This window comes from uncultured Cardiobacterium sp. (assembly GCF_938028185.1).
In the GTDB taxonomy this organism is placed as follows: domain Bacteria; phylum Pseudomonadota; class Gammaproteobacteria; order Cardiobacteriales; family Cardiobacteriaceae; genus Cardiobacterium.
Window position 1 is genome coordinate 1 of the sequence record NZ_CALJAH010000263.1, and the last position, 15,193, is coordinate 15,193.

Annotated in this window: 16 protein-coding genes; 13 read left to right on the forward strand and 3 right to left on the reverse strand. The window is 59.8% G+C overall.

The features are described from left to right. Window positions 1–105 precede the first annotated feature (105 nt). Entirely contained in the window at window positions 106–477 is a 372-nt protein-coding gene (locus Q0349_RS07710) for an endonuclease domain-containing protein (RefSeq protein ID WP_298080289.1), read from the forward strand. A gap of 154 nt (window positions 478–631) precedes the next feature. On the opposite strand, the gene rsmB is transcribed toward Q0349_RS07710, so the two are convergent. From rsmB to def, 3 genes are read right to left on the reverse strand one after another with little or no spacing between them, the layout of a single operon-like run. Continuing rightward, window positions 632–1,894 (reverse strand): 16S rRNA (cytosine(967)-C(5))-methyltransferase RsmB, encoded by a 1,263-nt coding sequence (gene rsmB, locus Q0349_RS07715; RefSeq protein ID WP_298080290.1) that lies wholly within the window; start codon window positions 1,892–1,894, stop codon window positions 632–634. Next, window positions 1,891–2,823 (reverse strand): methionyl-tRNA formyltransferase, encoded by a 933-nt coding sequence (fmt, locus tag Q0349_RS07720; RefSeq protein ID WP_298080291.1) that lies wholly within the window; start codon window positions 2,821–2,823, stop codon window positions 1,891–1,893. The genes rsmB and fmt overlap by 4 nt, the downstream gene beginning before the upstream one ends. After that, window positions 2,820–3,374: a peptide deformylase gene (gene def, locus Q0349_RS07725; protein ID WP_298080292.1), complete on the reverse strand. Its 555-nt coding sequence runs from the start codon at window positions 3,372–3,374 to the stop codon at window positions 2,820–2,822. The genes fmt and def overlap by 4 nt, the downstream gene beginning before the upstream one ends. Window positions 3,375–3,506: 132 nt before the next feature. Here def and Q0349_RS07730 point away from each other — a divergent pair, with 132 nt between their 5' ends. The 12 genes from Q0349_RS07730 to Q0349_RS07785 all read left to right on the forward strand — a co-directional run bounded on the left by Q0349_RS07730 (window position 3,507) and on the right by Q0349_RS07785 (window position 15,092). Further along, on the forward strand, window positions 3,507–4,691 hold the full coding sequence (locus Q0349_RS07730) for a LysM domain-containing protein (protein ID WP_298080293.1): 1,185 nt from the start codon (window positions 3,507–3,509) through the stop codon (window positions 4,689–4,691). Next, window positions 4,691–5,800 carry a DNA-processing protein DprA gene (gene dprA, locus Q0349_RS07735; RefSeq protein ID WP_298080294.1) on the forward strand — a complete coding sequence of 370 codons (1,110 nt, stop codon included), beginning with the start codon at window positions 4,691–4,693 and terminating at the stop codon, window positions 5,798–5,800. The genes Q0349_RS07730 and dprA overlap by 1 nt, the downstream gene beginning before the upstream one ends. Window positions 5,801–5,822: 22 nt before the next feature. After that, window positions 5,823–8,225, forward strand: coding sequence for a type I DNA topoisomerase (topA, locus tag Q0349_RS07740; RefSeq protein ID WP_298080295.1), 2,403 nt, complete (start codon window positions 5,823–5,825; stop codon window positions 8,223–8,225). Next, on the forward strand, window positions 8,222–8,674 hold the full coding sequence (locus Q0349_RS07745) for a MarR family transcriptional regulator (protein ID WP_298080296.1): 453 nt from the start codon (window positions 8,222–8,224) through the stop codon (window positions 8,672–8,674). Before topA ends, Q0349_RS07745 begins: the two co-directional genes overlap by 4 nt. Before the next feature lie 75 nt (window positions 8,675–8,749). Then, window positions 8,750–9,115: a hypothetical protein gene (locus Q0349_RS07750; RefSeq protein WP_298080297.1), complete on the forward strand. Its 366-nt coding sequence runs from the start codon at window positions 8,750–8,752 to the stop codon at window positions 9,113–9,115. 11 nt (window positions 9,116–9,126) lie between these two features. Beyond that, the gene (locus tag Q0349_RS07755) at window positions 9,127–9,585 is read left to right on the forward strand and encodes a GNAT family N-acetyltransferase (RefSeq protein WP_298080298.1); all 459 of its coding nucleotides are present in this window, start codon (window positions 9,127–9,129) and stop codon (window positions 9,583–9,585) included. Further along, window positions 9,582–10,136 carry a methylated-DNA--[protein]-cysteine S-methyltransferase gene (locus tag Q0349_RS07760; protein WP_298080299.1) on the forward strand — a complete coding sequence of 185 codons (555 nt, stop codon included), beginning with the start codon at window positions 9,582–9,584 and terminating at the stop codon, window positions 10,134–10,136. Before Q0349_RS07755 ends, Q0349_RS07760 begins: the two co-directional genes overlap by 4 nt. Continuing rightward, on the forward strand, window positions 10,133–11,131 hold the full coding sequence (locus Q0349_RS07765; protein ID WP_298080300.1) for a hypothetical protein: 999 nt from the start codon (window positions 10,133–10,135) through the stop codon (window positions 11,129–11,131). Before Q0349_RS07760 ends, Q0349_RS07765 begins: the two co-directional genes overlap by 4 nt. A gap of 1 nt (window position 11,132) precedes the next feature. Further along, window positions 11,133–11,504, forward strand: coding sequence for a fluoride efflux transporter CrcB (gene crcB / locus Q0349_RS07770; protein WP_298080301.1), 372 nt, complete (start codon window positions 11,133–11,135; stop codon window positions 11,502–11,504). Between the two features lie 33 nt (window positions 11,505–11,537). Further along, window positions 11,538–13,388 carry an ABC transporter ATP-binding protein gene (locus Q0349_RS07775; RefSeq protein WP_298080302.1) on the forward strand — a complete coding sequence of 617 codons (1,851 nt, stop codon included), beginning with the start codon at window positions 11,538–11,540 and terminating at the stop codon, window positions 13,386–13,388. Between the two features lie 458 nt (window positions 13,389–13,846). Next, window positions 13,847–14,626 carry an SDR family oxidoreductase gene (locus tag Q0349_RS07780; protein WP_298080303.1) on the forward strand — a complete coding sequence of 260 codons (780 nt, stop codon included), beginning with the start codon at window positions 13,847–13,849 and terminating at the stop codon, window positions 14,624–14,626. A 46-nt stretch (window positions 14,627–14,672) separates the two neighbouring features. Further along, complete coding sequence (locus Q0349_RS07785; RefSeq protein ID WP_298080304.1) at window positions 14,673–15,092, forward strand: NAD(P)H-dependent oxidoreductase; 420 nt, start codon at window positions 14,673–14,675, stop codon at window positions 15,090–15,092. The last annotated feature ends 101 nt before the right edge of the window (window positions 15,093–15,193 follow it).

Genomic DNA, 15,193 nt, shown 5'->3' on the forward strand with positions numbered 1-15,193 from the left:
GGGCTCCCCATGAAAAAGGCGTCCGCCTTTTTCATGGGAACCCGGGGTGGGGTTAGCTGTGGCAACCTCGCTGCCCAAATAGACACACCACTAAACCCAAACACCATGCCCGACCGCATCTTTACCTACGACAACCCGCAACTCACCGCCAACGGGCGGCAGTTGCGGCAAAACATGACACCCGCCGAGCGCATCATCTGGAAACATCTGCGCGGCAAGCGGCTGGGCGGGCGCAAATTCCGCCGCCAGCAGCCGTTTGGCGGCTACGTCCTTGATTTCGTTTGCCTGGAGGCAAAGCTGGTAATTGAAATTGACGGCGGACAGCACGCCGGGCAAATTGACTATGACGAACAGCGGACACGTTATCTGGAGGCGGCAGGCTTCACTGTGCTGCGCTTCTGGAATAACGAAGTGTTACAACAGACGGACGCGGTGCTGGCCGCCATTTGGCAGAAACTGGAGGTGGTGAATGCGTGAAGCCTGCGTGGTTTCTGCCAAAAACACCGAGACGGCAACCATTAACCCCACCCCAGCCCTCCCCCACGGGGGAGGGGGCTGATCGGCGGGTGTATGCAGGGCGAAGTCCGCAACGGGGCTGGGGCGGCGCGGTGGGCGTTGCGCTGGCGGGTGCTCATGCGGGGTTTTTGTGCAGCAGGGCGTAGTAGAAGCCGTCGCCGTCGTCGTCCGGCAGGTGCAGGCTGCCGTAGCCGGTGTCGGTGCAGGCGGGCAGGTTCAGCGTTTGCAGGTGGGCGTCGGCGTGCGCGGCGAGGAAGGCGCGGATGTTGTTCTGGTTTTCGTGCGGCAGGATGGTGCAGGTGGTGTAGAGCAGGCGGCCACCGGGTTTGAGGGTCGGCCAGAGGCGTTCGAGCAGTTGGCGTTGGGTGGCGGCGAGGCGTTTGAGGTCGGCGGCGGTGCGCAGCCAGGCGATGTCCGGGTGGCGGCGCAGTACGCCGCTGCCGCTGCACGGGGCGTCGAGCAGGATGGCGTCAAACGGGGTGCCGTCCCACCAGGCGGCGGTGTCGGCGGCGTCTGCCGTTTTGAGGGTCGCGCGCAGGCCGAGGCGGTCGAGGTTTTCTTTTACGCGCGCGAGGCGTTCGCCGTCGTGGTCAAGGGCGAGGACGTTTGCCGTCGGCGCGAGTTCGAGCAGGTGTCCGGTTTTGCCGCCGGGGGCGGCGCAGGCGTCGAGGATGCGTTCGCCGTTTTGCGGGGCGAGCAGGGTGGCGGCGTGTTGGGCGGCGGCGTCCTGGACGCTGACGGCGCCGTTGTTGAAGCCGGGGATGTGTTGTACGTTGGCGCCGTGGGCGAGGGTGATGGCTTGCGGGTGCAGCGGGTTGGCGCGGGCGTCCGGGTGGGCGGCGAGCCAGGCGGCGCGGTCGTGGTTGTGGTTGAGACGCAGGGTCAGCGGCGGTTGGCGGCTGTTGCTGGCGGCAATGGCCGCCTCGTCGGCGGGGTAGGCGCCGCGCAGCCAGTCGGGCAGGTTGGCGGGGGCGGCGCGTTCGAGTTCGTGTTGCCAGTGGGCGCGTTCGCGCTGGACACGGCGCAGGATGGCGTTAATCAGGCCTTTGGCGCGGGCCAGGCGGTGGTGCGGCGCGAGGTTCACGGTTTCGTTGATGACGCCGTGGTCGCCGAGGTTCATTTGTAGCAGTTGGTAGAGGCCGAGGTTGAGGATGATGGCGAGCGGGTGGCCGGGTGTCGCCGGCGGTTTTTCCATCATTTGTGCGCAGAGGGCGGACAGCGCGCGGTATTGGCGCAGGGTGCCGTAAACGAGCGCCTGGTAGAGCGCCTGGTCGGGCGGGCTGACGCGGTTTTTGTCCTGCACGAGGAGGGTGTTAAGGGTGCGGTGCTGGCTGATGACGCCGTCGATGGTGTGCAGCGCCGCCTGTCTGGCTTTCATGTGAGGGTGTGTCCGGTGAGGTCGCGGCTGTGGCGCAGCGCGGCGGCGTCGGTCGCGGTTTTGCCCGGCAGTTGCAGGCGGGTGATGCGCAGGGTGCCGTCGGCGCAGGCGACGTCCAGCCCGTCTTCGTGGTGCGCGGTGATGGTGCCGGGCGCGGCGGCGGGGCTGTGGTTCAGGACGCGCGCGGCGTGGATGCGCAGCGGTTCGCCGTCCAGGGTGGTGTGGGCGATGGGGGTCGGGTTGTAGGCGCGGATTTTGCGCTCAAGGGTGGCGACGGTTTCGTGCCAGTCGAGGCGTGCTTCGGCTTTGTTGAGTTTGTGCGCGTAGCTGATGCCGTCTGCCGCTTGTGGCGTGGGCTGGCGGCTTTGCGCGAGGATGTCCGGCAGGGTGCGCAGCAGGGTGTCGCTGCCGAGTGTCATCAGGCGGTCGTGCAGGCTGGCGGCGGTGTCGTCGGCGGTAATCGGCAGGCGTGCTTCCGCCCAGACCGCGCCGGTGTCGAGGCCTTTGTCCATTTGCATGATGCAGATGCCGGTTTCCGTGTCTCCTGCTTCGATGGCACGCTGGATGGGGGCGGCGCCGCGCCAGCGCGGTAGCAGTGAGGCGTGGATGTTAAGGCAGCCGAGGTGTGGGTAGGCGAGAAACCACGGTGGCAGGAGCAGGCCGTAGGCGGCGACGATGATGAGGTCGGGACGCGGCAGTTCCGGGAAGGGTGGGGCGTCGGCGTGCAGTTTTTCCGGCTGGGCGACGGGGATGGCGTGCGCGACGGCAGTTTGTTTGACGGCGCTGGCGGTGAGTTTGCGCCCGCGCCCGGCGGGGCGGTCAGGCTGGGTGAGGACGCCGTCAATGAGGTAATCGCCGCTGGCAATTAGCGCTTGCAGGCTGTGCGCGGCGAAGGCGGGGGTGCCGGCGAACCAGAGGCGGGCGCTCATGTATCGCGTTCCTTTTGCAAGAGCGATTTGGCGAGTTTTTTTTCCAGCCGCTCGCGTTTGAGGCGCGAGAGGTGGTCGATAAAGAGGACGCCGTTCAGGTGGTCGATTTCGTGCTGGATGCAGACGCCCAGGAGGCCTTCCGCCTCGCCTTCGCAACGGCTGCCGCCGAGGTCGTAGTAGGCGTAGCGGATTTTTGCCGGGCGCTCCACGTCGGCGAATTGTCCCGGCAGCGACAGGCAGCCTTCCTGCCAGCTCGCCGTTTCTTCCGAGGCGGCGAGGATTTCCGGGTTGATCAGGATGAGTTTGGTATGCGGGATGGGCGCGTCCGGGGTTTCCGTTTCGTCATTTTCGCGGCGCAGCGGCACGTCCATGACGACGATACGCTGGTGAATGTTCACTTGCGTTGCCGCCAGCCCAATGCCATGCGCTTCGTACATGGTCTCGAACATATTGTCGGTTATCGTCTTGAGTGCGTTGGTAAATTGGCTGACGGGTTCGGCGGTTTTGCGCAGGCGGCGGTCGGGATGGATGAGGATGTCAAGCAGCGGCATGGGGGCGTCCGGGAATTATTTTTACCGAAAAATGAATTTTTGGTATGAAAATGGTTAGGAAACGGCTATTATACGCGAACAGCCCTTACGGGGTGAAATGGAACCGAGAGATTAGAACCAGGAGTATTTATTGTGTTTAAAAGCCAATTGACAGGTCTGGGCATCGCCCTGGCAGTAGTGCTGGCAGGCTGTTCTTCGCCGCGCGATCCTTTCCTGAACCAGCAGGAACGTCCCACCGAGCTCTGTCTCAATGACGGCAGTTTCCCGCGCCAGCTCGCCAATACGGACGACGCCTTCCAGCAGCAGTACCCGATGCGCTATGTGGTGAAGAAGGGCGATACGCTGTGGGGGATTTCCAAGCGCTTCCTCATCCAGCCGTGGTACTGGACCAATATTTGGTACGACAACCCGCAGGTCAAGAACCCGCACCTGATTTATCCGGGCGACGTCCTGAGCGTGGTCGCCATCAACGGGCAGAAACGGGTGACGATTGTCGAGGCGGGCGAATATCACGGTGTGGATACCGGCCGTACTACCCGTGACGGTCTGCCGATTGTCCGTTACTCGCCGCATATGCGCGTTGACAATTTCGGCTCGCGTCCGGTTTCCATCGCCGGTGATGTCATCCAGGCACACGCGCTGAAGACCCGCATCCTCCGCCCGAATGAAATCCAGAACCTGCCGTTTGTCCTCGGCGACGCGGGCAACTACCTCACCCTGACCGAGCAGCAGGAGATTTACGCCAAGGGCATGAACAACGCGCAGCAGGGACAGTTTTACGGCGTTTACCGTCCGGTCGGCGAGCCGATTGTGGACAAGGCCAAATATAAAGGTCAGAAACAGGCGCCGGCGATTGGCTACGAAATGCGCTACATCGGCGAAGTGGGCGTGGTCGGCTACGACGTTGGCACCGATCTCACCAAGCTGCACATTCAGGAAGCGGTCGAGCCGATGCACGAAGAAGACGTCATTCTGCCGATTGACGCGCACGAAGACCCGGTCAATTACTTCCCGAAAATGCCGTCCGGCCAATGTTCACGCGGCTACATCATCCGCAGCGCGAACATCTACCCGACCATCAAGGAATTTGACACCGTCATCACCAGCTTTGGCCGCGACAACGGTGCCGAAGTGGGCGATATCTGGAAAATCGTCCGTGAAGGCCCGGCACGGCAGATGAAAGGCCAGCCGGTACAAGTCCCCGGACGCCAGGTCGGCTACCTGATGATTATCCGCGTCTATGACGACGTCAGTATCGGCTTCGTGCTGGATTCCAGCGAAAGCATCTACGAAACCGACAGCCTCGTCCGACCCTGATGACGTTTGACCTGCGAGCCTGGTGCGCGCTGTTGCGTGCGCCGGGCGTCGGCAACAAAACCTACCACGCGCTTCTGGAAGCCTTCGGCTCACCGGAAGCGTTTTTTCATGCCCCGGCGGCGGAAGTGCGCAAGCGCCTGCCCAACCTTGCCGCCGACAAAATCAGCCAATGGCAGGCGATGGCGGACAGCACGGCGGTGGATGCCGACCTGGACTGGCTGGCGCAGGGCGACCGGCGGCACATCATCCCGCTGCATGACCCCGCCTATCCGCCGCTGCTGCGACAAATCGCCGACGCGCCGCCGCTGTTGTACGTCCACGGCGATGCCCGCCTGCTCTCCACCACCCAAATCGCCATCGTCGGCAGCCGCAACGCGACCGAACCGGCGCGGCGCACCTGCCAACAATTCGCGCACGCCTTCGCCCAGGCGGGGATTACCGTCACCAGCGGCCTCGCGCTTGGCATTGACGGCGCCGCACACGAAGGCGCCCTGCAGGGCGGCGGCAACACCATCGCCGTGGTCGGCACCGGCCTGGATCGCGTTTACCCCGCCCGCCATCACGACCTCGCGCACCGCATCAGCGCGCAGGGCGCCATCGTCTCCACCTTCCCCATCGGCACCGGCGTCCGCCCCGGCAATTTCCCCAGCCGCAACCGCATCATCAGCGGCCTCTCGCTCGGCGTGCTCGTCGTCGAAGCCTCGGCACAAAGCGGCTCGCTCATCACCGCCCACCTCGCCGCCGAACAGGGACGCGAAGTCTTCGCCATCCCCGGCTCCATCCACAACCCGCTCGCCAAAGGCTGCCACCGCCTCATCAAAGAAGGGGCGAAACTGGTCGAATCCGCGCAGGACATCCTCGAAGAACTCTACCCGCTGGCACGCGCCAACCTCGAAATGCAGGCCGAAAACCCGCCGCCCGCCGCCGCAAATGCGGACGACGACGCCCATCCGCTGCTGGCGGCGATGGGCTTTGACCCCTGCCGCGTCGATGACCTCGTCGCCCGCCTCAATTTGACGCCTGCCGAAATTTCCGCCATGCTGATAATGTATGAACTGGACGGCCGTATCGCCGCATTGCCGGGCGGGATGTTCCAGCGCCTCAACTGACCCAACCCAAAGCAAGCCAGCCATGAGCACAAACCTCCTCATCGTCGAATCCCCGGCCAAAGCCAAAACCCTGCACAAATACCTCGGCAAAGACTACGAAGTCATGGCCTCCTACGGCCACGTGCGCGACCTCATCCCGAAAAACGGCGCAGTCGATACCGCCGACGACTTCGCCATGCACTACGAAATCATCGAGCGCAACGCGCGCCACGTCAACGAAATTACCAAAGCTGCCAAAGCCGCCGAAAACATCTACCTCGCCACTGACCCTGACCGCGAAGGCGAAGCCATCTCCTGGCATTTGCGCGAAATCCTGCGTGAACGCGGTGCGCTGGACAACAAAAACATCTACCGCGTCGCCTTCCACGAAATCACCAAAAACGCCATCCAGCAAGCCGTCGCCCACCCGCGCCACCTCGAAATGGATTTGGTAAACGCGCAACAGGCACGGCGCGCGCTCGACTACCTCGTCGGCTTCAACCTCTCGCCGCTCCTGTGGCGCAAAGTCCGCCCCGGTCTCTCCGCCGGACGGGTGCAGTCGCCCGCGCTGCGGATGATTGTTGAGCGCGAGCGTGAAATAGAGGCCTTCAACAGCGAAGAATACTGGGACATCGCCGCCGCCATCGCCCACGGTGGGCAGGAATTTCCCGGCAAACTCACCGTCTATGCGGGCGAAAAAACCAAAAAATTCAGCTTTACCAACGCCGATGACACCCACGCCGCCATCGCCGCGCTCAAAGCCGCCGCACAAGGCATCCTCACCGTCGCCGAAGTCGCCAAAAAAGACAGCAAACGCAACCCCGCACCGCCCTTTACCACCTCCACCATGCAACAGGCGGCGGCAAACAAACTGCACTTCGGCGCGCAGCGCACCATGCGCGTCGCCCAGCGCCTCTACGAAGAAGGCCACATCACCTATATGCGCACCGACTCCGTCAACCTCGCACAAGAAGCCATCACCGCCATCCGCGACTGGGTCGGCCAACAATACGGTGCCAACTACCTGCCGGACAGCCCGCGCCACTACAAAACCAAATCCAAAAACGCACAAGAAGCGCACGAAGCCATCCGCCCGACCGACTGCGGTCGCGACGCCGCCAGCCTCGGCCTTTCCGGCGACGAACAAAAACTCTACGAACTCATCCGCAAACGCGCCGTCGCCTCACAAATGGCATCGGCCATCCTCGAAAACGTCAGCGCCGACCTCTACGCGGGCGACGACAAAAACCAGTTCCGCGCCAGCGGCTCCACCATCAAATTCCCCGGCTACATGAGCGTTTACCAGGAAGAACGCGACGACAACAAAGAAGAAGACGACGACAACCGCCTGCTGCCGCCGATGCAAGCGGGCGACCGCCTGCAACTGCTGGACATCCTCGGCAACCAGCACTTCACCCAGCCGCCGCCGCGCTACTCCGAAGCCGCGCTCATCAAAGAACTCGAAAACAACGGCATTGGCCGCCCCTCCACCTACGCCAGCATCATCAGCACCCTGCAAGAGCGCGAATACGTCGAACAAGAAAACCGCCGCTTCATCCCGACCACCATCGGCAAAGTCGTCAACGACTTCCTCACCAAACACTTCGAGCGCTACGTCGATTACGACTTCACCGCCCGCCTCGAAGACGACCTCGATGCCGTCTCGCGCGGCGAACGCGCCTGGAAACCGCTCCTCGGCGACTTCTGGGGCGCGTTTTCCAACCAAATCGAAGAAAAAAAAGACATCCCGCGCGAAGAAGTGATGCAGGCGCGCGAACTCGGCACCGACCCCAAAAGCGGCAAACCCGTCACCGTCCGCTTTGGCCGCTTCGGGCCGTTCGTGCAAATCGGCAGCAAGGACGACGAAGAAAAACCCCGGTTCGCCAGCATCCCCGCCGACCGCAACATGGACGAAATCACCCTTGACGAGGCGCTGGAACTGTTCAAACTGCCGCGCCACCTCGGCAGCAGCGAAGAAGACGGCGACATCAGCGCCAGCATCGGCCGCTACGGCCCCTACATCCGCTACGGCAAACGCTACGTCTCGCTGCCGAAAGAAGAAGACCCGCTCACCGTCACCCTGGAGCGCGCACTCGAACTCATCGCCGCCAAAAAAGAAGCCGACAGCCAAAAATACATCAAAGAAATCAAAAATGGCGATGAAACATTACAAATACTGAACGGTCGCTTTGGCCCATATGTAACCAATGGTAGTATTAACGCATCTATCCCAAAAACGATAGAACCCGCCTCGCTCGAACTCGAAGCCGCGCTGGAGCTGCTTGAAAAAGCAAAAGCGCGCAAAGCCAAGCGGGGAACGACTACCGGCAAAACCGCCAAAAAAACCGGCGGCAAAACCACAAAAACAACCGCGAAAAAAGCCGCCGGCAGCACAGGGAAGAGCACGCGCGGCAAAGCGACAAAAACAAAAGAGAGCAAAACATGAAAATCCCGGAAAATCACAGCCTGGACGACCTGCGCCACGGCTTTGGCTTCCTCATGCACGACACCACACGGCTGATGAACCGCTACTACGACCGGCGGGTGCGCATCTACGGCATCACCCGCACCCAGTGGACGCTGCTCACCTACCTCTCGCGCTACGAAGGCGTCAGCCAGACCAAACTGGCCGAATACATGGATTTGGCGCCGATGACGCTGACCCGGCAAATCGACAAACTCGAACAGGAAGGCCTGCTGGACCGCCGCCAGGACCCGCAAGACCGCCGCACCAACCTCATCTTCCTCACCGAAAAAAGCCAGCCGCTGATGAACCATATGCACGAAATCGCGGTCGAAGCGAAAGAAGCGGCGCTGAAAAACTTCAGCGAAGACGAGCGCGAAATCCTGCGCGACTACCTCGTGCGTATGCGGGAAAACATGGTCTCCGCCTGAACCGCCACGCTCCTGAAAACCCGCATCAGCGGGTTTTTTCATATACCAACCATCCCGCCATACCGGAGCCAACCCATGCAAATCCTGTTTGAATTTCTGCTGGAACTCATTATCCAGACACTTGCAGAACTGCTCAGTATTGCCGTGGTTCAACGCTGGAAAAACTTCCCCGGCAAAGCATGGCTGTTTATGCCCGCCTGCGCCATTATCGGCGCATTGCTCGGCATTATCAGCCTGGCATTTCTCCCGACACCCTACATTCATCGCCCGCTATTGCAATGGCTCAATCTGCTCATGACACCGCTGCTGGTTGCCGCCATATTGGAAACACTGGGTCGTTGGCAAATCCGGCACGGCAAAAACCGCGCCCGACTGACAATCTTTGGCTATGCCTGGATATTGGCTTTTGCGTTCACCGCCATGCGGATGCTGATGCGATAAAGATAAATATCATGACATTATGGTTACAGCCCGTCGCCGGGCATGAAAGAAAAGCGCTGCTTTCGCTGCAACTGTTCGCCCATCAGCAGAACTTTATAGAAACCATCCCGGAAATTCTGCACGAGGCAGACAGGGACAATACCTGGCAATTATTGGGCATATATCAGGGCGAAGCCTTAATCGGTTTGGCGATGTATGGCGACTTTGCCGAGCCATTGCCCGATGGCGAACTCTGGTTAAACCAGATATTGCTGGATTGTCGCTATCAGGGCAAAGGCTTGGACAAAGCCGCATTACAATTGATACTGGCGCGACTTGCTGACGAATTTCCCCAACGGCGTGAAGTGTTTTTAAGCGTTTTTGCCGAAAATACCGCCGCCATTCGCCTTTACCGGCAGGCGGGCTTTGCTTTTAATGGAGCACTCGATACAAAAGGCGAAAAAATCATGAGCGGAGGATTGCCACGATGACGGTGTTATATAGTCAGACCATTACCACCCCGCTGGGGCAGATGCTTATTGCCGCCAGCACACGCGGCGTTTGCCTGGCGGAATTTGCGGGGACGCCGCGCATGGAACGGGAAAGCCGCAATTTGGAGCGGCTGTTTCAGGCGCGTACCGAAGCGGGCGGAAATGAACATACCGCGCAGGCGGCGCAGGAACTCAGCGCATATTTCCGCGGCGAACGGCAAAGGTTCACCGTCGCGCTGGATACGCCGGGGACGGATTTCCAGCGGCAGGTGTGGGCGGCGTTGCGCGACATTCCCTACGGCACGATCAGCCACTATCAGGCGCTGGCGGCGACTATCGGCAAACCCGCCGCGGTGCGCGCCGTCGCCGCCGCCAACGGCGCCAACCGCGTTGCCATCCTCATTCCCTGCCACCGCATTATCGGCAAAGATGGTACGCTCACCGGCTACGGCGGCGGCTTGCCGCGCAAGGCGTGGTTGCTTGCGCATGAGCGCGGCGGGCGGAATCATTCGCTGCCGGATTGGTTTGCAACACTACAGGAGCATTTATGAATACTGTTTTTACCAAAGATGACGGTCTGCAACCCTATCCGTGGTTGCGGGTTTTACTGGGTTTTGCCGCAGGGATGTTTATTTTCCTTTTTATCAGCAGAGTGGTTGATTTTGCCATGGATTGGTATGACATAACCTCGGATATGTGGATTCAAGGCTTCTTTTTTTCCATTGTGCGTTCAATGAGATTTTGGCTTTATACATTGATACCTTCCATATTCCTTATTTGGCAGCGTGCCGAATATAGCCGGCGGCGTATTATTCAAACGATAGTGCTGGTTGCCATATTATCTATGGCAATAGAGGTTTATTACCGGATAGTGGTTTATTACCGGATGTATGCCGGTTTTCGGGTAGTGGGTGAATCCTTGTTGACAACATGGTTTTTAATCTTCAGTTCTGCTGTAGAAACCGCTACTATTTCTGCATTGATAGCAGGATGGCTCTTGCCCAAACCGCAAGATACAGGGGAAGATGATGAAGATTACCCGTATCACCGTGTCATTATTGGCTTTGCATTGTTGACCGGTATTTTGCATTACCTGTTGTTGCGTTTGCTCTTTGCCTTTCATGGTTTGGCATTGCCGCCAAAGCTGTTGGGGCATGAATTGCTGTGGTTTCTCGCCCCTTCATTATTGATAGGGGCATGGTTTTCCTTTTGGCGTTTGCAGCGCAATTTGAAAGGGATTCTTCATGCGGTGCTGGTTACTTTGCTTCCGGCTGCGATGTTGTTTTTTTATTTCATGATTGCCCGGACGCAAATCTTCAAGGATTTTGGTCTGAATCTGCGGGAGTTGTGGATGATTCTTGCCGGTCTTGTCGCGGTTACCGTGCTGATTCTGGGATTGTTGCTGTTCCCGGCAGACGCGGATAATCCGCCTGCCCCGCTCGATTATGCGGGCATCATTGCCGTTTCTTTGGTGGTAACGCTGGCTTTGCTGCTGTTATTGGGTCAGGCTTTCATGTATTTGCTGATTTTTATGGGCGGGATGTAGCGTGAACGTTCCGGCGCTGTTGTTGGTTTTCCTCGGCGGCGGCTTGGGCAGTGTCTGCCGCTATGCACTGAGCCTGCTGATGGCGCGCGGCGGTTCGCCGCTGCCGTGGGCGACGCTGGGCGTAAACCTGCTCGGCTGCCTGCTCATTGGCGTGTTCGCGCAGACACTCGCCCGCGACAGCGCCTTGCGCGCGCTGTTCATCGCCGGGTTTTGCGGCGGCTTTACCACCTTTTCGACGCTGTCGCTGGAATGCCTCGCACTGTGGCAGGCGCAGCAGTTCGGCTGGCTGGCGCTGTATGTCGGCGCGAGTCTCGTGCTTGGTCTCGCGGCGGTGGCAGGCGGGTTCGCCCTCGCGCGTGCCGTCCTTGTATAATCGCCGCCTCTTTTTAACCACCCTGTAACCACCATGTACGCCACCTTCGAGAAATCCACCAATCCCTTCCCGCCCGACTGGTCGGCAGCGCCGCCGCAGACGCTGTTCGCCTTCATCCGCTATTACTGCCGGGGCTTTTACAAGCCGCTGTGGATCATCATGATTGCGGGCATCGCCGTCGCCGTGCTGGAGGTGCTGCTTTTTGGCTTCATCGGCAACATCGTCGATTGGCTGGCAGCGCGCTCACCCGATACCCTCCTGCGCGACGAGGGCTGGAAACTCGCTGGCATGGGGCTGGTGGTGCTGGTGCTGTTGCCGCTTTTTGGCTACATCGGCACCGTCGCGCGTAACCAGATGATTATGGGCAACATGCCGATGGCGGCGCGCTGGCGCATGCACAACTACCTCCTTGGGCAGAGCATGAGCTTCTATCAGGACGAATTCTCCGGGCGCGTTTCCGCCAAGGTGATGCAAACGGCGCTGGCGGTGCGCGCCGTCGCTACCACCTGCACCGACGTCATGGTGTACGTCGTCGCCTACTTCTTTTCCATCATCGCGCTGATGGCGAGCCAGCACTGGGCGATGATGCTGTTGATGATTGCCTGGATCGTCATCTACGCGCTGGTACTGCGCCACTACCTGCCGCGCTTGCGCCAAGTGTCGGAAGCGCAGGCGGACGCGCGCTCAACCATGACCGGCCGCGTTACCGACGCCTACACCAACATCGCCACCGTCAAACTGTTCGCGCACACGCGGCGCGAAGCGGACTACGCGCGCGGCGCCATGCATGAATTCCTCGACACCGTTTACCACCAGTTCCGCATGGTGGCGAATCTGGATGTCATCGTGAACCTGCTCAACTACAGCCTGCTCTTCCTCATCGGCGCGGTCGGCATCGGCCTGTGGATGCACGGCCAGCTCGCCGTTGGTGCGATTGCGACCGCGACCGGCCTCGCGCTGCGCATGAACGGGATGTCGCACTGGATTATGTGGGAAATCGGCGGCTTGTCGGAAAACATCGGCACCGTCGCCGACGGCATGAATATGCTCGCCCGCCCGGTGAGCGTGCAGGACAAGCCCGGCGCGCAAGAGCTCGTCATCGACCGTGGCACCATCGAATTTGACAACGTCAGCTTCGGCTACGGCGCCAGCGAAGAAAAACACGTCTTGCACAACCTCTCGCTCACCATCCGCCCCGGCGAAAAAATTGGCCTCGTTGGCCGCTCCGGCGCGGGCAAATCGACGCTGGTCAATGCGCTCCTGCGCTTCTACGACCTGGACTCCGGCGAAATCCGCATTGACGGGCAGAACATCGCCGACGTCACCCAGGACAGCCTGCGCCGCCACATCGCGATGGTGACGCAAGACACCTCGCTGCTGCACCGCTCGGTGCGCGACAACATCCTCTACGGCCGCCCCGACGCCAGCGAAGCCGAATTGCAACACGCCATCGAACAAGCCGAAGCGGGCGACTTCATCGCCGGACTCTCCGACCAGCGCGGCAATACCGGGCTGGACGCGCAAGTGGGCGAGCGCGGCGTCAAACTCTCCGGCGGGCAGCGGCAGCGCATCGCCATCGCCCGCGTGCTGCTCAAAGACGCGCCCATTCTCATCCTGGATGAGGCGACCTCGGCGCTGGACAGCGAAGTGGAAGCCGCCATCCAGCAAAGCCTGAACCAGCTGATGCAGGGCAAAACCGTCATCGCCATCGCCCACCGCCTCTCCACCATCGCCGCGATGGACCGCCTCATCATTTTGGACGGCGGCCGCATCGTCGAACAGGGCAGCCACGACGAACTCATCGCGCAAGGCGGTCTCTACGCGCAACTGTGGTCGCGCCAGACTGGCGGCTATCTCGGCGGGGAAGACGGGGCGGAAAAATGAAAGACGATAATCCCATGCGGGACGCCCTTAATGGCGAAACAGATTAGTAGGGTGGGGCTTGCCCCACCATGAAAACCGGTAAACGTAGTCGGTCATTCATGGCTGTCATCAATCAAGGGTGTGTCTCGGCGCACCCTTTTCGCTTAAAGTATTGCTGCTGCATATCAGGGTGCTATAGCAATCCTCACAAAGCCCTGTACAGCGTTGCGCCGCCTCGCCGTACTAATCTGTACTGCCTTCGGCGGCGCGCCTTGTACAGAACTTTGTGAGTATCGCTATATATTGGGCGGGCAATACGCAATGCGGCGGATAATTGAGTTACCCCGTTTAATACCTGCCGTACCGAAAACACGCGCGCCCATCACCGTGCAAAAATTGGCGAGCGTTGCCCGATTATCGCGTATTATTGCGTCGCCTGCTTTCTTACAATGCGTTCCTCATTTCACGGGAACAAACGCATGACCTTACTCAAAAACAAAAACGCGATTATTACTGGTGGCAGCGACGGCATTGGCCTGGGCATTGCCAACGCATTTGCACAAGCCGGCGTCGGCACATTGCTGCTACTGGGGCGCGACGGGCAAAAACTGGAAACCGCCCGGCATTCGCTGGCGCAATTCCGGCAAACCCGCGTACATTGCCTCGTGGCAGATTTGGGCATTACCTCGGACATTACCGCCATTGCCGCACAAATCCTGCACCTTTTGCCGCAGCCGGATATCCTCGTCAACAATGCCGGACTGGGACGTTTTGTTCCATTCATGCAAATGGATGAAGCATTATTCGATGCGCATTTCAACCTGAATATCAAGGCGCCCTATTTCCTGACGCAGGCATTGCTGCCCGCATTGATGGCGCGCCAGGGCAATATCATCAATATCTCCTCCTACTTTGCACAGCGGATGCTGCCCGACCGGGCGACAACAGCCTATTCCGCCAGCAAAGGCGCGCTCAATTCCTTTACCAAAGCCCTCGCTTTTGAAATGGGTGCCAGCGGTGTGCGCGTCAATGCCATTGCACCCGGCAGCGTGCGCACCCCGCAATTGCAGCACAATATCGACGTCATGCCTGCGGAAAAGCAGCGGGCATTCGCCCGCATGATAAAAAGCATTTATCCATTGGGACACATTGGCAGCCCGGAAGACATTGGCAGGGCAGCAGCATTTCTGGCTTCTGACCATGCCGCGTGGATTACCGGCGCCGTGTGGGCAGTTGATGGCGGTTTAACCACGAACTGAAAAGGGCGTACAATGCTTGGCCTTATATATGACCGGAGCAATTGACATGACATTCAGCAAACAGGATATTCTTGACGCATTCAAACGTCGCGCAGCAACCCGCTATTATGATGGCAGCCGCAAAATTGGCGATGAAGACATGAATTTTATCCTGGAATTGGGACGACTTTCACCCAGCTCCGTCGGTTCTGAACCCTGGCGATTTGTCGTGGTACAAAACCGTGCCTTGCGCGATGCCATCAAGCCGGTCGGTTGGGGCGTTGCCAACCAACTGGATGTAGGAATTGATTCCTGCCCGATAGAAGGATTCAATTACGCTGCCGTCAATAAAATCTTTGCCGATGCCGGTATTTTTGATCCGGCGGAATGGGGCATTGCGGTAATGGCGACTTTTGGTTATCGCAGCCGTGACATTATGCCGAAAGCACGCAAGCCGTTTGATGAAGTGGTGCAGTGGGTGTATTAAGTACAGGATGTTTATCTTGGCGGGATAAATAAATGAAAACTGCCTCTAGGCGCTGTTTACAATTGGCCATAACATGATGATTTCATTCGCAGGTTTGGTTA